At 66.9% G+C, this 15,953-nt stretch carries 16 protein-coding genes and 1 pseudogene; 8 read left to right on the forward strand and 9 right to left on the reverse strand.

From position 1 onward, the window contains the following. The 3 genes and pseudogenes from NY1_RS35150 to NY1_RS43315 all read right to left on the reverse strand — a co-directional run. Positions 1-765: pseudogene (locus NY1_RS35150) on the reverse strand (hypothetical protein); the annotation flags it as partial. Continuing rightward, entirely contained in the window at positions 762-920 is a 159-nt protein-coding gene (locus tag NY1_RS35155) for a hypothetical protein (RefSeq protein WP_157762647.1), read from the reverse strand. The gene NY1_RS35155 and the pseudogene NY1_RS35150, both read right to left, overlap by 4 nt. After that, the gene (locus tag NY1_RS43315) at positions 917-1,492 is read right to left on the reverse strand and encodes a hypothetical protein (protein WP_157762648.1); all 576 of its coding nucleotides are present in this window, start codon (positions 1,490-1,492) and stop codon (positions 917-919) included. Before NY1_RS43315 ends, NY1_RS35155 begins: the two co-directional genes overlap by 4 nt. A gap of 473 nt (positions 1,493-1,965) precedes the next feature. On the opposite strand from NY1_RS43315, the gene NY1_RS35160 reads away from it, so the two are divergent. Both NY1_RS35160 and NY1_RS35165 read left to right on the forward strand, forming a co-directional pair. Then, complete coding sequence (locus NY1_RS35160; protein ID WP_067721492.1) at positions 1,966-3,207, forward strand: DDE-type integrase/transposase/recombinase; 1,242 nt, start codon at positions 1,966-1,968, stop codon at positions 3,205-3,207. Between the two features lie 350 nt (positions 3,208-3,557). Further along, positions 3,558-4,694: a GAF domain-containing protein gene (locus NY1_RS35165; protein WP_067721493.1), complete on the forward strand. Its 1,137-nt coding sequence runs from the start codon at positions 3,558-3,560 to the stop codon at positions 4,692-4,694. 33 nt (positions 4,695-4,727) lie between these two features. Here NY1_RS35165 and NY1_RS35170 read toward each other — a convergent pair whose 3' ends face one another. After that, positions 4,728-5,624, reverse strand: a complete 897-nt coding sequence (locus NY1_RS35170; protein ID WP_169815448.1) for an alpha/beta fold hydrolase — start codon at positions 5,622-5,624, stop codon at positions 4,728-4,730. 375 nt (positions 5,625-5,999) lie between these two features. Between NY1_RS35170 and NY1_RS35175 the strand changes: the two genes are divergently transcribed. After that, positions 6,000-6,965, forward strand: a complete 966-nt coding sequence (locus tag NY1_RS35175) for a tyrosine-type recombinase/integrase (RefSeq protein WP_084535932.1) — start codon at positions 6,000-6,002, stop codon at positions 6,963-6,965. Between the two features lie 289 nt (positions 6,966-7,254). Here the strand turns inward: NY1_RS35175 and NY1_RS35180 are convergent, their stop codons facing one another. Further along, positions 7,255-7,923: a class I SAM-dependent methyltransferase gene (locus tag NY1_RS35180; protein WP_067721496.1), complete on the reverse strand. Its 669-nt coding sequence runs from the start codon at positions 7,921-7,923 to the stop codon at positions 7,255-7,257. A 170-nt stretch (positions 7,924-8,093) separates the two neighbouring features. Here NY1_RS35180 and NY1_RS35185 point away from each other — a divergent pair, with 170 nt between their 5' ends. The 3 genes from NY1_RS35185 (at position 8,094) to NY1_RS35195 (ending at position 10,059) form a co-directional block, all read left to right on the forward strand. Further along, entirely contained in the window at positions 8,094-8,396 is a 303-nt protein-coding gene (locus NY1_RS35185) for a hypothetical protein (protein WP_067721497.1), read from the forward strand. Further along, entirely contained in the window at positions 8,389-8,727 is a 339-nt protein-coding gene (locus tag NY1_RS35190) for a hypothetical protein (protein WP_067721498.1), read from the forward strand. The genes NY1_RS35185 and NY1_RS35190 overlap by 8 nt, the downstream gene beginning before the upstream one ends. A 135-nt stretch (positions 8,728-8,862) precedes the next feature. After that, positions 8,863-10,059: a glycosyltransferase gene (locus tag NY1_RS35195; RefSeq protein ID WP_067721499.1), complete on the forward strand. Its 1,197-nt coding sequence runs from the start codon at positions 8,863-8,865 to the stop codon at positions 10,057-10,059. A gap of 61 nt (positions 10,060-10,120) precedes the next feature. Here NY1_RS35195 and NY1_RS35200 read toward each other — a convergent pair whose 3' ends face one another. The 4 genes from NY1_RS35200 to NY1_RS35215 all read right to left on the reverse strand — a co-directional run bounded on the left by NY1_RS35200 (position 10,121) and on the right by NY1_RS35215 (position 13,318). Beyond that, entirely contained in the window at positions 10,121-10,492 is a 372-nt protein-coding gene (locus NY1_RS35200; RefSeq protein WP_067721500.1) for a MerR family transcriptional regulator, read from the reverse strand. A 630-nt stretch (positions 10,493-11,122) separates the two neighbouring features. Beyond that, positions 11,123-11,524, reverse strand: a complete 402-nt coding sequence (locus NY1_RS35205; protein WP_067721501.1) for a hypothetical protein — start codon at positions 11,522-11,524, stop codon at positions 11,123-11,125. Positions 11,525-11,567: 43 nt separating this feature from the next. After that, positions 11,568-12,392, reverse strand: coding sequence for an SAM-dependent methyltransferase (locus NY1_RS35210; protein WP_067721565.1), 825 nt, complete (start codon positions 12,390-12,392; stop codon positions 11,568-11,570). Between the two features lie 32 nt (positions 12,393-12,424). Then, positions 12,425-13,318, reverse strand: a complete 894-nt coding sequence (locus tag NY1_RS35215) for a helix-turn-helix domain-containing protein (protein ID WP_067721502.1) — start codon at positions 13,316-13,318, stop codon at positions 12,425-12,427. Between the two features lie 166 nt (positions 13,319-13,484). Here NY1_RS35215 and NY1_RS35220 point away from each other — a divergent pair, with 166 nt between their 5' ends. Then, positions 13,485-14,936 carry an NsdA family TPR-like regulatory protein gene (locus NY1_RS35220; protein WP_067721503.1) on the forward strand — a complete coding sequence of 484 codons (1,452 nt, stop codon included), beginning with the start codon at positions 13,485-13,487 and terminating at the stop codon, positions 14,934-14,936. A gap of 3 nt (positions 14,937-14,939) precedes the next feature. Continuing rightward, complete coding sequence (locus tag NY1_RS35225; protein WP_084535934.1) at positions 14,940-15,839, forward strand: aminoglycoside phosphotransferase family protein; 900 nt, start codon at positions 14,940-14,942, stop codon at positions 15,837-15,839. Positions 15,840-15,953: the final 114 nt, after the last annotated feature.

Below are 15,953 nucleotides of genomic sequence, written 5' to 3' on the forward strand. Positions count from 1 at the left end.
GACCGCGCACCCGATCGCGCCACCGATCAGCGCACCCGGGACGGCCATCGCACCGGCAGTGGGGATTCCGCCGATCAACCCGCCCGCGACCGCGCCCACGATCGCCCCGACACCGCACCCGCCGACCGCGCCGACCGGGGCCGCGGCCAGGGCCGCGACCGGGGCACCGATCGCCGCACCACCGAGTGCTCCGGCTGCGACGCGGTCGGATTCGGCCTGCGGTAGTCCGGCGGCGTCTCCGGCGGCCGCGATGTTCCATTCGGCCAAATCGACATACGCCTGCACCTTGTCGCGCGAGCGCACATCCACCACCTCGGGCAACATGACCTGTCCGTTGCCCAGGCGCAGGGCGTGCGGGTCACGCGGCGGCACCGCCGGGACGTCGAGTGCCGGTTCGGTGTCGGTCTCGGTGACCTGTTCGGGTTCGCTGGACCAGTTCTGCGTCCAGGTCTGGATCTGCGGCTGGGTTTGGGGCTGGGTCTGCTGCTGTTGCGGGCGCGGCCGCCACTGCGGAACCGGCATCACCTGCTCGGGCTCGGGAACCCAATCCGCGAGCTGGGTAGTCGAGGGCGCCGACTGCGGCACCACGGGAGAGACCGGGGCGGCCTGCGGTGCGGCACTGGCACCGGGCTGCCCCGCTCCGGGGGCGGCCATGCCGGGCTGTCCGGGGGCGGCGTGTGCTGCTCCGGCAGCCAGCGCGAGCAGTGCCGGCCACGCCCCGATCGCCATCCATACCTTGCGGGTACGGGAAGGGTTGCTGCTCATCGGATTTCCGTCCTCTCGGTCCACGCGACCAGCGGCCGCGACAGGGTGTGCACGGGCTGAACATGGGTGGCGCCGTAGCGCCACAGCAGGCGCGCGGCCCACCGGTCTTCGGCATCGAGCACCGCCAGCAGCCGAACCACCGCCGGCGCGTTCATCGCCGCACCGCCGATCGAGAGACAGGCCGGGGTGTTGGTGCCGCAAGACATTGCGTGATCGGCGACAGCGCGCCGACGAGCAGAACCGCGCGCACCCACAACGCCAGGTCGGCAGCGGCCAGAGCGAGAGCGCGGCGGATCAGAGTCTTGGTGTGATGCACAGGAATTCGCGTGGCCGGTCGCACCAGGAAGGGAGCCGAGGTGTTGTTCTCCCCGATGCGAACCGGCCGACGCCCCCGTACCCGCGAGCAGTCAGCGAGCCGGGTGACCAGGACATGCCACGACAGCGGGCAAACCCACCCCGACCCGAAACGGGTTGTGTGTGAGGGGGTTTCTTCCGCGCGGTGCCCATGAGGGTGCGTCGCGTCCTGGACGATTTCATGTAGTGCGCGGCCGGCGCCGTAAGCGTCGATGACGGCCGCGCTGGTCAGATGCTCACGCCCGGCATCGAGGGCGTGCATCGCCTCCCTGTCCAGGAGGTCGTCGAGCTGGCGTGTCAGCGCAGCGATTTCGGCATCCTGAGCCGCGATTTCGGCGGCCTGAGCCGCGAGGCGAGTGCGTAGCCGGGCCACCTCGCCCGTGAGCGAGCAAGCGCGAAGTGGCCCGGCACCAGCGACTCTCACCGCGCAGGATGGGCGAGAGCGACCTGTGACAGGGATGCGAGCAGAGACAGAGGTAGTCATGGCAGGTTCCTTCGGGTGTGCGCCCGGGTGGCCACGACAGCACCAGGGGATGCTTCGCGAACGCCGAAGGGGCGCAATGAAATAGGGGGGTGAAGGAAAACGCGCTGATCAGAAGGTGATCAGTCACGCCATCAGAGCTGCCATCACAGTCTCTGGGTTGTTCGCTTCGAACAACAATCCCGATTGCTCGAGGGTTGCTCTGTGCGAGTGAGCTCAGAGTATGCCCGGAAAGTGATCCGCGCAACACCCCGCGTTGACTCATTACAAATGCCCGCGTAAACCGGGTCGTTGCCTCATCGGGAAATGCCCGCTTTCCGGCGTGTCTGCGCAGGTGGGTGACGGTGTGATTGCTTGCCGGAAGGATGGCTGGGCTGACGATGGGACAGCGAAAAGCGGTCACGAAGGCGATGGCGGCGCGGTATCGGTCGGCGTCGAGGTCGGGCAAGGCCGCGATGTTGACCGAGTTGTGCCTTTTGACGGGTTGGCATCGTGATCATGCGCGCAAGCAGTTGCGGGCCGCGCTGGGGCCGAAACCTGTTGTGAAGAAGAGAGTTCCGCGGCCGGTGGTGTATTCCGAGGAGGTCGTGGCCGCGTTGCGGAAGGTGTGGGCGGTGCTGGACGCCCCGGCCGGCAAGCGGTTGGCGCCGTTCCTGCCCGAGGTGGTGGCCCGGTTGCGGGCCTGCGGGGAGCTCGATATCGACGATGCGACCGCGGCGAGGTTGTCGGGCATGTCGGCGGCCACGATCGATCGCAGGCTTGCCGGTGAGCGGAAACGGTTGCAGCTCAGGGGCAGAACGCTGACCAAGCCGGGGTCGTTGTTGAAGTCGGCGATCCCGGTGCGGACCTGGGCGCAGTGGGACGAGGCGCAGGCGGGGTTCGTGGAGATCGACACCGTCGGTCACGAGGGCGGTGATCCGCGCGGGGAGCACTGCTACACGCTGACGGTGACCGACGTCGCGACCGGCTGGACCGAGCTGCGCGGGGTGCGCAACCGCGCGCAGAAGTGGGTTTTCGTTGCGCTGCAAGAGGTTCGGGAGGCGTTTCCGTTCCCGATCATCGGCATCGATTGCGACAACGGGGGCGATTTCATCAATCACAATCTGTTGCGGTACTGCGAGGCCGAGCAGATCACCTTCACCCGGTCGCGGCCGGGAAACAGCAACGACGGCGCGCACGTGGAGGAGAAGAACTGGTCGGTGGTGCGCCGGACGGTGGGGTATTGGCGCTACGACACCGCACCGGAGTTGTTGTTGCTCAACGAGATCTACGCGAAGCTGCGTTTGCAGATCAATTTCTTCGCTCCGCACCAGAAGCTGGTGTTCAAGCAGCGCGCCGGGGCGAAGGTGGTCAAGCGCTACGACACCGCCGCGACCGCCTACCAGCGGGTCCTGGCCGATCCGAGCGTGCCCGAGGCGGTCAAGGCGGGGTTGGCGAGTCAGTACGCGACGCTCAATCCGGCCCAGTTGCGGCGCGAGATCCTGGCGTTGTCGGGGCGGCTGCTGGAGCTGGTCAGGGACAAACCCCGTGCGCCGGGGCATCCGGCGGTCAGGTCCGCGCGGGCACAATCGGGTGAGGCAACGAATCCGCCCTCGCGGGCATCTTGACATGAGGCAACAGGCACCCTGGCGCGAAATCGGCGCGCACGCTGGGCAATCAGGGCGACACGCCGTCGATTCGCCCCTGAACAGCCCCTTTGCCCGTTTCCGCTGCCCGACCAGCGGATTCGGACCAACCGGATATTTGGCACGATTCGTCATCACGGAAATCGCTCTGATCAGCTACAACGCCCCAACAGGCGCTGTACGGTCTGCTTTATAGCGTCCCGCTATACCGCTTCGGGTCGGAGGAGCCGTCCACCCCGGGGCACCCCTACAACCGACACCCGGAAAGCAGGGAAACCGAACGGTAACCAGCATCGGCCTATGGCCGATAACCAGCTGTTGGGAGGTTCACCATGGAGCCCGTCACCGCGCCCCGCAGCGACGACCCCGGCGACGACCGCACCGCACAGACCAGCGCGACCTGGCCGTGGGTGGTCATCGAAACCCTCACCGAACCAGACGATTTCACCGTCGTGCTCGACGGCCCCGCCCCCAGAGCGTTCTCACGCCTCAACCGCGCCAGCATCTCCCGCAACTCCACCGCCGCCCGCATGCTCCCCGGGTTGGTTCGCGACGCCGCCGCCACCGGCCGCACCCGCGACCAGTACTTCCACCTCTCCGACGACCGGGTCCGGCGCATGATGGTCATCCCCGTCGCCGGCCCCACCGGCATCGTCCACGCCACCGCGGTCTGGGTCGGCGGTATCGAGGAACCCTTGCCACGGCTGCCGATCATCGGCGCGATCGAATGGACCATCCAGGGACTGGCCGTGGCCAACCCCGCCGGCCAATTCCTGCTCCGTGCACCTCAGGGCGACCTGCTCAGCGCGCACACCCTGCCCGAAATGCTCTCGGGCTTCGACGAATTCGAGGACAGGCCGGGGTTCCTGTCGCTGTTCAATCTGGGCGATCTCGACACCCCCGCCCAGCAATGGCACGGCACCGCCCGCCTGCGCTACGACGACGGCGGCGAACTGCACACCCTGTTCCTGGCCGCCCGCGCCGTCGGCCAGGGCACCGACCGCGTGGTGCGCGCGGTCGTCACCGACATCACCGGCAGCCAAACCCCCACCCGGCCCGACCTCACCTTGGCCGCGGTCCGGCATATGCCGATCACCCCCGGCCATGCCCTTGCCCTCGCCGACCTGAAAACGGGTTTCATTCACGAGTGGCTGACGTCGTCTCCGACCAGCCCGCTCACCGCGTGGCGGCACCACAATCCGGAGTTCGATCCGGTGTCCAAGCTGGAAGTCGTACAAGCGTGTTATGCGCTGGCCACCGGCACTACCGAGACCGTGACCCACCAGGTCACCATGCGGTTCTCCGAAGCCGACGACTGGATCCCGCTGCTGGCGAAATGGACGCTGATCTCCGGCGGGGACCGCCCCCAAGCGCTGATCGACATCACCCCGATGGCGCCGCTGCCCTCGCCGGCGGTCAGTGGCTGTCGCATGTGCGCGGACTTCGCCGCCCGCAACGCCACCACCTGACCGCCGGACGCGAACCCCTGGACGAGCGAGTCCTCACGCCTCCCGCGGAGAGGACTCGCTGCGGTGAGCCCACACCGACTCCAGCACCGCGGCCGCGTGGTCGACGAACAGCAAATGCCCTGCGCCTTCCACGATATGCAGCTCCGCGCCGGGAATCGTCGCGGCCAGACGCCGACCGTCACCGGTCGGCACGTTCATGTCATCGTCGCCGTGCCACACCGCCGTCGGCACCCGAATGTCCGCGGGATCGAAACCCCAGTCCCGCGCGAACAACCGCACCATATCCGCCGCGGTCCCCCGGGTGCCTGCTGCCATCGACGTGCGGATGTTCTCCCCGAGATCGGCCAGCAGCTGATCATCCCCGGCGATCCGCGCCTGATCGGTCGCCGACATCTGTTTGATCACCGCGGCCAGCCCTTTCGGCTTCGCCACCACCTGCTTGAGCCGCCACACCGCCGGCCGCGCCAGGAACGGCGACCGCCGCAACATCAACAACCCGCCCGCCTGCCGCTTCTCCCCCGGCTCCGGCGCGACGTCGGTGAACGGTGCCAGCGAGCTGACCAGCACGCACTTGCTCACCCGCTCCGGCAGCTGATGCGCACACGCCATCGCATACGGGCCACCTCCGGAAGCCCCCAGGACCGCGAACTCCTCCAGGCCGAGGTGATCGGCCACCGCGGCCGCAGTCGCGGCCCAATCGACCACTTGCCGCTGCTCGGCCATCCCCGACATGCCCATGCCCGGCCGGTCGACCGCGATGAAATGCAATCCAGCCTCCGCGGCCGGAACATGCGCGAAGGCAACAGCTTCCACATGGCAACCAGGCGAGCCGTGGAACGCCATCACCGGGTAGCCCTGCCGGTCACCACAGTGCATCCCGCCTACCGTCACACCGTCCAGGGACAACGTCCACCGCGTCGGAGAAGTCATGCCAGCGACCATACGAGCCAGCGAATATCCAGCGCACCGAAACGCCGACGCTGTACCGAATCGCCCGCCAATCTGTCCGAGATGTCAGATTTGCCAGCGCAATTCGCCCCAACGAGTAGGACCTGCGACGACACGGGCGGTCCGTGCTGGTGAGTCGGTTGCGACACCAACCGACTCGGACGGACGCGTCCGTCCGATATCGGTGTGACCGCGCACTGCGGATTTGGACGGCACGGGCCGAATCACACTCCGACACAACTCGATTAGAAGCAGCATGGCGCGCGCCTTCGTTGCTTCTAATCGGCGCACGGGTGTCGAAGTTGTCGGTACCTGCTGCGATCCTCGACTACACCAACAAGCCCGGAGGAGGACGCTGTGGCCGCAACAGCGAGCGCTGGGCCGGACCCGGCACCAGAAGGAGTGGCCGACGGCCGCTTCGCGCTGTGGCTCGCCGCCGTGGCCGGGCTCTCGCGCCGCACCCAGCAGAGCTACAGCGAGCAAGCCCAGTACTACCTGAACTGGCTCGACCGCCCAGCCCAGCAGGCCGCCCACCCGGCCGCACTCACCCGCGCCGAGGCCCGTGACGAGGCGATCACCGCCTATTGCACCGACCTACTCGCTGACGGGTTCGCCACCGCCTCGGTCAACCTCGCCCGCGCCGCCGTGCACGCCTTCTACCGCTGGCTCGGCCTGCCCGCCGACGACATCGCCACCGTCAGCATCGACCGCGTCGTGCATCCACCCCTCACCCTGGCCGAACGCGCCGGCATCCTGACCGAAGCCGAAAGCCGCGGTCCCCGCGACCACGCGATCACCGTGCTCCCGCTCTTCACCGGCCTGCGCAAATCCGAACTCGCCGATCTCGACACCGACGACCTCGAGATCACCGCCCGCCAGGGCCGCATCCGCTGCCCCGGCCCCGATGGACAACCCTGCTTCCTGCCCTTCGACGCGCGCCTGGGCACCGTGCTGCTCACCTGGCTCAACCACCGCCGCCAGCTCCTCGGCACATCGCTGGGCCCACTGTTCGTCTCCCTCGACCGCCCCCACACCCGGCTCTCACCCCGCAGCATCGACGCCGTCATCCGCGCGGCCGGCCGCGCCGCCGGAATCGAAGTCTCCCCCGGCGTACTGCGCAACACCTGCCAAGCCTGGCTACAGCAATCGGGCTACGACAACGCCACCGTCGCAGCCTTCATGCGCCAAGCCCGTTCCGACCCAGCCCGCGTACGCGCCTTCCAAGCCGCCACCGACCTCACACCACCCACCGACCGATCAACCCCGCTGCTGCGACCACCGCAGATCGGCCCGGAGTCTGCACAGCTGCCCCTCGACTTCTGACCGGGTCAGCGACCATTGCCGCGATCGCGTCCCAGATCGGGATCCGGTGCCCGATAAGCGGTCTTGCTCTCGCCGGTGACTGAGGTCGGACCGGACGCACGTCATCGCCCTGCGTCCTGTTTCGCCGCCCGCAACGCCGCCACCTGACTACCGGCCACCTGCTTGCAGGGGAGAACGCTCGCCCCTCCTTCAGGGAAGATTCGAATGTGCGGCCGCAGACCCTGTCCACACGTAACCCCTGATCTCACCATCCCCCACGCCCGCGTTCGCCCAGCCGGACAACCCGAAATCAGCGCCGGGGATGGCGCGCAGTAAATAGCGTGACGTCGCCGATATCAACCAACTCGACAGCACCGAATGCCTCCTTCAGCGCCGATTCCAGTCCGGCATGATCATCGGCACGGTTGTTGAACGCCCCGACCCGGCTGTAGGTCGCGGTCAACGCCCGGCCGAACAGTGTGGCCGGACGCTGATTGAGAATGGTCGAACCGAACAGCACGCCGTCCTCCGCGAGCACGGCCGCCAGATGGCTGAACGCCACGCCCTTCTCCGCGAAAGACCCCGGCAGGCAGTGCAATACGAAATTGATGCCAATCGAGTCGTAACCGTCGCATGCCTCCGCTGGAACTGGCTCAAGCGCACTACCAGCCACGGCCTGAATCCGTCCAACTGTGCCCTGCAACCGCCGGCGGGTGTGCTTCATCGGGATCGGATTCAGATCCAGCAGCGTGACTGTGCAATCCGCGGGTAGCCGAGCATTCACCAGATACCAGCCCGACCCTGGGCCGACCTCGAGATGCCGGGCACCGGCGAACTTTCGGTACGGCGCGAGCATCCGTTCCGCTGGGCAACGCCATGCGAACCGATCGCTGAGTTTGATGACCCACACGTCGTAAACCGCAAGGAACACCGGCGTATACGGTTCCGCAGCAAGCTGGGCTCTGTCCTTCTCGGCCATACATTCACCCCACGCTGTCGGAAGCACTCGGTATCGACCTTTCATGCGGCCTGCATCGACCGGCCATATCCCGGTTCCGATGGCCGATATCGGAACGACCGCACGGGACCACAGGCTGGCTCTGGTCAGGAGAACAAGACCCTAGTAGTCTCGATGGTAGTCTCGGGGCTGTGGCGATCGAGTGGTATTGGGCGTTGGCGCAGATGCTGGCGAAGACCGGAGTGGACATCAATGACGTCTTCGACATGGTCAACGCCTGGCAGTCCGGCAGGCGCCGGGTACGGCTCGAGCGCGCTATCGATCCCGCGACCGGGCTGGGGTCCTTTGTCATCTGGGGCCGCACCGACAAGGGCCGAGCGGTCGCCGTGTACGCCCGGCACACCGGGCGCGACATTTACATTTATGACGCGACCTACCTGAACACCGAGCAGACCGCACTTTTCGAAAGTTGGGAGGCGACCCGCAATGACTGATCCGTTCGAAACCATGAGTCCCGACGAGGTCGCGGCGATCAAGGACCGCCTCGTGCTGACCGGTGAGACCGTGACCGAAGAGGAACTGGGTATCACCATCGGTCCCGACGTCGAGCCGGTACTGGTTCCGCGGTCGATCAAGATGCCCTATGAGCTCGACCTGGCAGCCAAGAAGCGTGCGGCGGCCCTGGGAATGTCGGCGTCGGCCTATATCCGGTCTCTGATCGAGAACGACATCGCCACGGCCGGCATCGGGGAACCGCGACCGCCGTGGGTGAAAGAACTCCTCGCTGTCATCGCCCACCACGAGCACGACCGCAAAGCATCCTGACCGGTCCTACCCGGCGCTGAATCAGCCACCCACACAACGTGCTTCAGCGTTGGTCATCGGTGGGGATACCACGCGTGCGATCGCTCCGTGTCCTGACTACCGTCCACGTGAAGAGTGCGGACGAGGAGTGGCCGGGTGCGGGTTTTGGTGTCGGCGAGCGGTACCCGCGGTGATATCGAGCCGGCTTTGGGGCTCGCCGTGGCATTGCGTGAGCTCGGGAGTCAGGTGCGGCTGTGCGTGCCGCCCTACTTCGCGGACCGCTGCGACGAGTTGGGAATAACATCGGTGCCCGTGGGGCCACTGCCACCGGGCGCCGATGGCGGCCCGGTTTCGCTGGCAGATCTACTCGACTACGCGAACCACTGGCCCGGGTTCCATTTCGACACGATTCCCGAGGCGGCCGCAGGATGTGATGCGATCGTGGCGACAGGGATCACCGAGATCGCGGCCCGGTCGGCGGCGGAGCAACTCGGGATCCACTACCAGTACGCGAGCTACCAGCCGACAAGTCTGCCGTCACCGCATCACCCGCCCATGCCGCGCAGTGCGGGCGATCGACCCGCGCCGGCGACGATCGGCAACGAATTGCAATGGGAGATCGACGCTCTCGGATGGAACGCGCAATTCGGTGCGGCATTGAACAATGGGCGTGCCGCGCTGGGGCTGTTGCCGGTGAGCGATGTGCGTGAACATGTCATGACCGAACGACCTTGGCTGGCAGCCGATCCGATGCTTGGGCCCTGGCCGGGATCACCCGGTCTGGAGGTGGTGCAGACCGGCGCTTGGGTCGTTCCCGATCACCGACCGCTACCCCCAGCGGTAACGGCATTCCTGGACGCGGGAGAACCTCCCGTATACGTCGGCTTCGGCAGCATGCTGGTCCGCAACGAGGTCGCCCGAGCCGCTATCGAGGCGATACGCACACTCGGCCGACGCGTGCTGTTATCCCGTGGCTGGGCGAAACTGGCGTTGGTCGACGAATTTCCCGACAGTATGGCCATCGGCGAGGTCAATCATCAGAAGCTGTTCAAGCGGGTCGCAGCCGTCGTCCACCACGGCGGGGCAGGTACGACCACTACCGCTGCCGGCGCCGGCGCGCCACAGGTCGTGGTGCCGCAAATGCTCGACCAGCAGTACTGGGCAGACCGGGTGGTTACGCTCGGCATCGGAACCGCCTGTGCGACTAGCGTTCCCGATCCCCAGTCACTGTCTACCGCGCTCGAATCCGCATTGACACCAACCATCCGGGCACGGGCACATGCGGTGGCGGGCACGATCCGGGCCGACGGGGCCACAGCGGCAGCGAGATTGCTGATCGACGCGATCGGCTAGGGCACGCCGGGCCGATCCTCGTCAGGTCCCGCGCGGACCACGAGTCGGGGTCGCGCGCGGATCAACGCTCCTGATCGCGTTGGTCGTGCACATCGAGAGCGTGCTGCAAGGTGGCATTGAGCGCTTGGGCCTCAGCGAGCTGATCTTCCAGGATCACGATCCGGCACGCGCCTTCCATGGAATTGCCGGCATCGATGAGTTCACGCACGCGCACGGCAATTCGCAGCTGGTAGCGCGAGTAGCGGCGATGACCGCCCTCGGAGCGCTGCGGAGTCAGCAGTCGCGCCGCGTCGAGAGTCCGCAGGAATGCCTGGGTGACGCCGAGGAGCTCCGCCGCGCGGCCCATGCTGTAGGCGGGGAAGTCCTCGTCATCGAGCCGGTCCACCCCGGCCGAATCAGTATCGAGGGCCGGATTCGTTTCCGATTGCTGCACAGCACCTCTCAAAGAACTCTGAAACGACGGGAGGCCCCGGCGCTGATGCGCCGGGGCCCGGACAACACTTATCCGAAAGGGTCGAACTGTTCACCGGCCTCCACGGGCCGATGGCAAACACCGTGCCTGGGCAGGCGCGGGTCGCGAAACAGGTTGCCGGCTGGTCAGTGAGCCACCACCTCCAATTCGTATCGGTCTTGTCCGAAAGTCTCGCCGTTGCTGCACCGCGCCCCTGCCTGCGGCGGTCGGGCAGCCAGCAGGCCAGCCGGACTCTCGCCTGCTTCGGCAGGGGCGCGGGGTACCGCATACCAGGCAGTTCACCTGCCCAGTCCACTCGATCTCGCATTTGAACGACAGTGAAATTACACAGCCTCCGCCCGAATGTCTATAGTCTCCACTACAAATTTTTTCCTAGCATCTACCGACTAGAGGCCCGCAGTCATCAGCACCGCAAGGCGGCGGCGTCCGTGGCAGCCCAGGTGCCGCCGCAATTTGCCCCCTTGTCCTGGCTTGCTGTTCGGCGAGGTTCGCTGGGACCTTTTGTTTGCATTCATAAATAGATGTATATATATAAGTAGCCTCCTGAATATCCTTCTCGGACTCAGGACGTGGAGTGTTCTCGGCCCATCTCTACATCGCCGGCACCGGGAACGCTGATCGATCGAACTCGTGGTTGCGCAGAGCTCGAACGAACGCCGTGTACTCGACATGGTCGAAACGAAGCGTGGCGGTGCCGACCGACTGCCTGTATTGGGGCGGTGCACTGAACTCGTAGTGACCGTCGGGCTGACGAACGATGCTCAGCCACGGCGGCAGCGGCGCTCCGGTGCGCAAGGCCCACTGAATAAGGTCGAACCGATCGTGATCGAAGACCAGGCATTGCTCGACAGGCACCGTGAGATTCGCGGCGTCGGCGAGCTTGTCATCCCACACCAGGGTGCGATGCTCGTCGCGGTAGATCATCACACACGCCTGCTGCGGCGAGCTGGCGGCGGCTTTGCGGAACTGCGCGGCGGTGAGCGTCGAGATCATCTGCGATCCTTTCGAATTATCCAGCGGAGCAAGCTGTTTCGGGTCAGCGCAGGACGCCGACACCGGCGAAGTTGCAGGGCCGCGCGGTGTCGGCGGTATCGATGGGATGGTCGGGGTGCCAGTCGGTGGCGTAAGTGAGGCCGGGTTCGACCAGGGACCAGCCGTCGAAGAAGGCTTCGAACTGGGCGCGGTCGCGCAGCGTGACCGGAGTGCTGGCGTCCTGGAAGATGGCGGCGCCGGCGGCGACCTGCTGTTTGATCTCCGGCCCCGCGTCCTCGAGCGATACGTGGGTCATGGCGATGTGGCTGCCGGGCGCGAGCGCCTCGCGCAGCTGAGCGATCAGAGCGGCTGGCTTGTCACTGTCGGGCACCCAGGGCAGTACCGAAACCAGCAACAGACCAACGGGTTCGGTGAAGTCGATCAGCCGTGCGGTGTCGGGGTGTTCGAGAATGCGCGCCGGATCGCGCAGGTCGGCGTCGAGCATGGTGGCGCGGGCGTGGATGCCTTGGCGCTGCAGCAGGTCTCGGGCGCGATTGATCGCCTCTTCGTCATTGTCGACGTAGACCACCCGCGCCTCGGGCGAGAGTTCGTGCGCGACCTCGTGAGTATTGCCACCGGTGGGCAGACCCGAACCGATATCGAGGAATTGGCGAATACCCCTACCGACCATGTAGCGCACCGCGCGGTCGAGGAATCGGCGATTGTGGCGCGCCCACAGCGGATAGAAGGGGATCTGCTCGTAGAGCCGGTGAATGAAAGGCAGATCCGATTCGAAGATCACCTCGCCGGTGATCATGTGGTGGTAGATGCGCGCGGAGCTGGGCTTGTGGGTGTCGATCGGGCGTGGCTCGAAATCACTGGCAGACATCATGTTTCCCATACGGTCGAGACGAGCGGATATCAGGAGTGGAAGGTGGGACGGCTGCGCAAGCCGCGGCGCAGGTGTTCGATGAACTGGCGGGAATCGGCGGGACCGAGCGCGGTCATGGCCAACCGGTTGAAGATGCGGTCCCGGATGGCGACCGCGGGTTTGTCGTCGATGTAGCGAATGTCGCCCTGCGCTTCTACGACCGCCATCTCGAGGTCGCCCGCAGCACCGGGCGAGGGAACGCGCAGCAGGATGTAGCGGTCCTCCATCCCGGCACCGGGGGCCTGATGGGTGAACGGCATGACCTGCAATTGGATATTGGGATGCTGGGACAGCTCGAGAAGGTGACCGAGCTGCTCGAGCATCACCGCGTCACCGCCATAAGTGCGGCGCAGGCACGACTCGGAGAGAATGGCGTGGAATTCCGGTGCGCCGCGTTTGAACAAAATCTGCTGGCGCGCGATCCGCGCCTGCACATGGTCCTCGACGGTCGCCGCATCCGGGTCGCCGAGGTCGGGTCGCAGCGGTTCGTGCAATGCGCGAATGTAGTCGGGATGTTGCAGCAGACCGGGAACGATCTCGCTCCCGGTCTCCCGTAATCGGTCAGCCACATCCTCCAGATCGACCAGCAGCCGCAGTTCCTCGACGTATGCCCGCCGATGGCCAGCCGTCCAATAACCGCGCCGGCGGCTGTCCTCACGCAGGTCCAGCAGCATCCGCACGAACGCCTCGTCACCTGCTCCCAGCTTGCGGGCCAGCGTCTCCAGCGCTTCGGCTTCGAGATTGCCGGAACCGGCGATCGCGGCCGCGATCCGCGACTGGCTGACCCCGATGAGTTTGCCCGCCTCGGCCTGGGTGGTGCGCGCCCGCCGCAGCATCGCGTCGATCTCCCGGCCCAGCAACACTTTTCGCGCTGTCTTCACCATGGTTCCCCACCGTATCGGGCTGCGTGCGGATCGCTACATATGTCACAACCCTGATGATCAAGCTAGATTATCTGGCACAATTATTACGCGAGCGAGGCCACGGGGCCATTCGAAGCACCACAGCCCCAAGCGCTTTCAGCAGCCTGACGAAGGGCGGGGGCCTGCTATGGACGTCATCGACCCCGAAACCGCGCGCGGCGCTCCGGTTTCCGGGACGCCCGACGGATGGGGCCGGAAGCTGCGGCTGTTTCGCCACACGCAATTGGGACTCAGCCGTGGCGATTTCGCCGAGCTGGTCAATGAGCAGGCCCGGCGGCAGGGCCTCAACGTCGCATGTTCCGAACGGCACATCGCACGCTGGGAACTGGGCGAGGTGCGCCGGCCCAACACGACCTACCGCGACCTGCTCGCCGCTCTCGGCGCCCCCTCCCCCGACACCGCGTACCCGCCCAGCGCGGCAGAGACGATCGCCGAACTCGATCCCGCATCGACAGCTTGGCTCAGTGCGCCGGGCGACGGCACCCGTTCCGGCGCAGCGACTTTCATCGAATCCCTGGCCGCCGCGGTCGTGGGCTCGCCCGACCATCTGATCCGCTGGCTTCCCCCCGCGAGCGCTGGTGGATCGAACGGCGAGCAAACCCACCACGATCTCGACTTCGTCCGTGACGCCACCGCCCGGCTACGCGAGATCGACCAGCGCCACGGCGGTTCCGCCGTCGCCACCGCGGCCACGGGACTGCTGACCTCCACCACCACGCAGCTGATCCACTGCCGGGACGAGGACCGCGAGCACGCGCTGCTGATCGCCTGCGCCGATCTGGCCCGCCTGGTCGGCTGGGCCCACCACGACATCGGCGACCAGCATCAGGCCCGCGGCTACGCCGCACTGGCATTGTTCTTCGCCCGGAAAGCCGGAGCCGACAGTCTCGCCGCGTCGATCCTCTACGTGCTCGGCCGGATCAGCTTGTTCGAACGCGACCCGCACACCGCGCTGCGCATGTTCCAGCTCGGGCAACTACCCGCCCAAGTCGCCACCGGCAGTGGCGAATCCGCGCGACTCTACGCCAACGAGGCATGGGCGCACGCCATGCTCGGCGACGCACACCGGATGCGCTGGGCGCTCTCACGCGCCGAGGACGAAATCGACCGCGTCGGCGATGCCCTCGATCCCTGGACGCAGGTGTTCTTCACGCCGGGGGAATACACCGGCATGCGGTCGGTGATCTACAGCGAGTACGCGGCGACCACCAGCGGGCGCACGGCCGAACGGCACACGCTCGAAGCCATCGACACCGCGCGGACCTCCCTGATGACCGCCGCCCCCGGACGGCCCACCCGCAGCATCCTGTTCGACAACATCACCGTGGCCACCGGCGCCTTCCGACTCGGCCAGATCGATGACGCGATGACTTTCGCCACCGCATCCCTGGCGCTGACCCACGAGGTCGACAGCGGCCGCGCCATCGAACGCCTCGGCCGCATGGCCCACACCGCCGCCCTCGCCTCACCCCGCGCCGACGTCCGCGATCTCTGTGAAGCGGTCCGGCACACACTCACCGCGGCCGCGCACCGGATACGCACGCCGCGACCGAAACCCCTCCCCGCCGGCCGGGAGTAGTCGATGACCACCGACATGGACGCCGGGCGCATCGAAGAGCTGCATCACGCCGTCGAATCCTCCTGCGCACGAGCCGGTTTGAATCCCGCCGGCGCGCAGCTGATCAAATACACGGTCAATGCCGTCTTCCGGCTGCCCACCGAAGGCGTCGTCGTACGCATCGCGAGCGGCGCCGACGCCGCAGACCGGACCCGGCGCACGGTCGCGACCGCACGCTGGTTGCACGATCGCCGGGCGCCGATCGGCCCGCTGCTGGACGGCGATCAACCGATCGACATCGACGGCTGGCATTGGGCCACCTTCTGGCAAGAACTGGACCGTGCACCGGCATGGTCACCAGCCGAGCTGGCGGCACCGCTCATCACGCTGCACACGCTGGCGCCGGACGGGGCACTGCCGCACTGGAATCCCTTCGGCACCGCACGCGCTCGTCTCGCTGCAGCCGATCGCGCCGTCGTCGGCGGCGACGACCTTCGATGGCTGACCGCCGAATGGGAGCACGCCGAGCACATGTACGGCTCCTGGCAGCACGAGCTGCCCCTGACGGTCATCCACGGCGACCCGCACACCGGCAACCTGCTGCGGCGCGCCGACGGCCAGGTGGTGCTGTGCGATCTCGACGAGACCGGAATCGGCCCCGCGGCCTGGGATCTGGTCCCGCAGGCCGTGGGCGCGACGCGCTTCGTCCGCCCCGCGTTCTATCGTGCGTTCGCCGCCGCCTATGGCTGCGATGTGCGGCGCGAACCGTATTTTCCGGTGCTGGCCCGGATCCGGGAGCTGATCATGGTCACCGGGGTCCTGCCCGATCTGAGCCATCGCCCTGCCGTCGCAGCGCAATTCACCCACCGGCTCGCCACCTTGCGTACCGGCCGCACCTCGGCCACCTGGGATCTCTACACCTGAGCGCGGGCCCCACCCGTGATCCACGAACTGGCTGAGGCCCGATCGACTCCGCATTGCCCGCCACCGCAGGGCCCCATCATGATGCCCGCGCCGAGGCAATGTCCTGTTCGATAC

This window comes from Nocardia yamanashiensis NBRC 100130 (assembly GCF_001613325.1).
GTDB lineage: Bacteria > Actinomycetota > Actinomycetes > Mycobacteriales > Mycobacteriaceae > Nocardia > Nocardia yamanashiensis.

What these genes read in the sequence shown, in the direction of transcription:
- NY1_RS35160 (WP_067721492.1), top strand. Translation starts at nt 1,966, where the DNA reads ATGGCTGGGCTGACGATGGGACAGCGAAAAGCGGTCACGAAGGCGATG.
- NY1_RS35170 (WP_169815448.1), bottom strand. Translation starts at nt 5,624, where the DNA reads ATGACTTCTCCGACGCGGTGGACGTTGTCCCTGGACGGTGTGACGGTA.
- NY1_RS35225 (WP_084535934.1), top strand. Translation starts at nt 14,940, where the DNA reads ATGACCACCGACATGGACGCCGGGCGCATCGAAGAGCTGCATCACGCC.
- NY1_RS35165 (WP_067721493.1), top strand. Translation starts at nt 3,558, where the DNA reads ATGGAGCCCGTCACCGCGCCCCGCAGCGACGACCCCGGCGACGACCGC.
- NY1_RS35215 (WP_067721502.1), bottom strand. Translation starts at nt 13,318, where the DNA reads ATGGTGAAGACAGCGCGAAAAGTGTTGCTGGGCCGGGAGATCGACGCG.
- NY1_RS35205 (WP_067721501.1), bottom strand. Translation starts at nt 11,524, where the DNA reads ATGATCTCGACGCTCACCGCCGCGCAGTTCCGCAAAGCCGCCGCCAGC.
- NY1_RS35220 (WP_067721503.1), top strand. Translation starts at nt 13,485, where the DNA reads ATGGACGTCATCGACCCCGAAACCGCGCGCGGCGCTCCGGTTTCCGGG.
- NY1_RS35180 (WP_067721496.1), bottom strand. Translation starts at nt 7,923, where the DNA reads ATGGCCGAGAAGGACAGAGCCCAGCTTGCTGCGGAACCGTATACGCCG.
- NY1_RS35210 (WP_067721565.1), bottom strand. Translation starts at nt 12,392, where the DNA reads ATGTCTGCCAGTGATTTCGAGCCACGCCCGATCGACACCCACAAGCCC.
- NY1_RS35190 (WP_067721498.1), top strand. Translation starts at nt 8,389, where the DNA reads ATGACTGATCCGTTCGAAACCATGAGTCCCGACGAGGTCGCGGCGATC.
- NY1_RS35155 (WP_157762647.1), bottom strand. Translation starts at nt 920, where the DNA reads ATGAACGCGCCGGCGGTGGTTCGGCTGCTGGCGGTGCTCGATGCCGAA.